Annotated in this window: 2 protein-coding genes; both read right to left on the bottom strand. The window is 35.9% G+C overall.

All coding sequences use genetic code 11. The features are described 5' to 3' along the window. Positions 1-1,200, bottom strand: a 1,200-nt coding sequence (locus V7083_RS23625) for a sigma-54-dependent transcriptional regulator (protein ID WP_335482656.1), incomplete at its 3' end; no start/stop codon positions are given. Between the two features lie 144 nt (positions 1,201-1,344). Continuing rightward, positions 1,345-1,630: GGDEF domain-containing protein (locus tag V7083_RS23620; RefSeq protein ID WP_335482655.1), on the bottom strand; the 286-nt coding region annotated here is incomplete at its 5' end.

The following is a 1,630-nucleotide window of genomic DNA, read 5'->3' as shown; positions in this document are numbered from 1 at the left end:
ATCTATTTCAACTATTTGATCTAAAGCTAAAGTGGAATCAATAATAATATCATTGTTTTGCTTAATTTTATGATCGGTATAGCGAAGCGTCTCTTCCAATATTTTTTCTGGCAAGTCATGTATACTGATAAAAACCTCTTTTGCATCCTGTTTTTTGACATAAGAAGATGCCACAATATATTTGGCAGTATTTTTTAAATCACCAATATTTCCAAGATAATGATGTTTAATTAGGGTATCAAGTGCACGATTTGTGATTCTAATAGATTTTCCTGTTTTTTTTGCTTCTTCTATCAAAAACATATAAACAAATTGCTTTTTCTCTTTCTCACCGCGTTCATCTAGACCTGGTAACATCACGCGTATGGGAATTCGGCGTAAAAAGGTTTGTAGGAATCTTTCTTCTAAATTTTCAGTAGTGGCAAATATGAGTCGAACTCTTGCCTTATGGCTTCCACCACTTTCACCCATCCGACGAAATATCCCCTGGTCAAGAAAAGTAAATAACTTTTCTTGACCTTCCGCATTTAATCTATGTACTTCGTCTAAAAATAAAATGCCGCCGTCAGCTTCCGATAGCATGCCTTCTGTTGTTTTGTCTGCCCCAGTAAAAGCCCCTTTCACATACCCGAACAAATTGCTAGATATCAGTTCAGGATTATCAGCATATTGAGCACAATTAAAGCTAATAAATGGTGCATCTGGAGGAAGTATGTTCTTTTCAACACTGTATCGATGGATTAACTCGGCTGTATAACTCTTTCCAACACCCGTCTGACCGCATAGTATAATAGGTAATCCGTTATCGGGATAATGAATCGATGCTTTAATTTGCTCAATAGCTTTTTTAAGACTACCGTCAGAACCAATGATCCTATCAAACATATCATTTTTGGGTTTTATTTCTTTAGAATTTGAAAATATATCTTGAAAACTGGTAAAAATACATTGTGAGACAGGAAAAAACTTTTGTTCAAAGCTTAATCGACTTAAAAAATACACTGGACGAGAGTTAATTTTTATTACCTTTTCCTCATCAACCAATTGATTAAGGTAATGGCTAACTGTATTTCTTCTCACATTAAATAATTCCGATATTTTTGTTGCAGTAAACGTTTCATTCGTCCCCGATTCATTAAAGTTGGATGTTTCGTTATCAAGAAATAAAAGAATATCCTCTTTAAGCCCCACTGCATTCACCTCAACCGTTATCCTTTTTTATATCATACAACCTTTCTAATCAATCGGCTATTTCTTCTTTTGAAAATGCAGTTGAACAAACATCTTTCTTTTGCCAACCAAATTTAAACCATACTAAAAAGCCAGAAAATGTAAGTTGTTACACTACATTCTCTGGCTTGCTCTATTAGAATAAATCTGGACTTGGTTCCGTCCTGCACGTTTTGCTGCATACAAGGCCTTATCTGCTTTGTTCAAAAGCTGGTGCAGCGTTTCTCCCGCCTCAAAGGATGCTTCTGACACCCCTGAACTAAATGATACCGAAATATTTCCTTCAGCAGTATGTAGCGGCTGTTCCAAAATAATAGTGCGCAGTTGATTTGCGAACGATTCACCCTCAGTCGCTGAATACCCTTTGAGTGAAAGAATAAACTCTTCTCCGCCATATCTG

This window comes from Bacillus sp. JJ1764, from assembly GCF_036962145.1.
Lineage (GTDB): Bacteria > Bacillota > Bacilli > Bacillales > Cytobacillaceae > Neobacillus.
Note: the sequence above shows the minus strand (reverse complement) of the source record. Positions and strands in the feature narration are given on the sequence as shown.